2 protein-coding genes are annotated in these 503 nt (G+C 63.2%); one reads left to right on the top strand and one right to left on the bottom strand.

All coding sequences use genetic code 11. The features are described from left to right. Window positions 1-306, bottom strand: a 306-nt coding sequence (locus RV1423_RS30780; RefSeq protein WP_373419991.1) for a response regulator transcription factor, incomplete at its 3' end; no start/stop codon positions are given. Between RV1423_RS30780 and RV1423_RS30775 the strand changes: the two genes are divergently transcribed. Beyond that, a partial coding sequence (locus RV1423_RS30775; RefSeq protein ID WP_034303973.1) for a hypothetical protein occupies window positions 295-503 on the top strand: 209 nt, incomplete at its 3' end. The two genes, RV1423_RS30780 and RV1423_RS30775, sit on opposite strands and share 12 nt — an antisense overlap.

Here is a 503-nt window from a genome sequence, read left to right as displayed (position 1 = left end):
GCGCATGGTGCCGACATCGAGCATCAGGTCATCCACCCGCAACTGCAGCGCATACATGCCGCAAGCGGTGCGCCGCCATAGCGCTTCCATCCTGGCGATCAGCTCGATCATCACCACCGGCTTGGCGACATAGTCGTGGGCGCCGCTCTGCAAGGCGCGCACGATGTGCTCGGGGCAACCGAGGTCGCTGATCACGATGATCGGCGTCAGGTGGCCGACCGAGCGGATGGCGCGGATCAATTCCAGGGTCGACATGGCGCCGGGCAGGGCGGCGTCAACGATGATCACATCCCATTGCCTGGCCAGCGCCTGCGCCAGTCCGTCTTCGCCGGTGAAAGCCGCGCCCGGTTTATAGGCGGCCGTCAGACGGTGATCGCCGATGCCCTTTCGATCCTGGCGCGCAGGATCAAGAAGGTAGACGTCGCCGCCAGTTCGCCCAATGCAATCAAGACTTACCTGATTTGCCGCTTCGGCCGGCACGAACAGGAAGTGTTTTCAATCCT

The sequence above is a fragment of the Herbaspirillum sp. RV1423 genome, assembly GCF_000577615.1.
GTDB lineage: Bacteria > Pseudomonadota > Gammaproteobacteria > Burkholderiales > Burkholderiaceae_D > Herbaspirillum.
The sequence above is the reverse complement of the archived record's forward strand: the minus strand, read 5'-3'. Positions and strand labels throughout refer to the sequence as shown.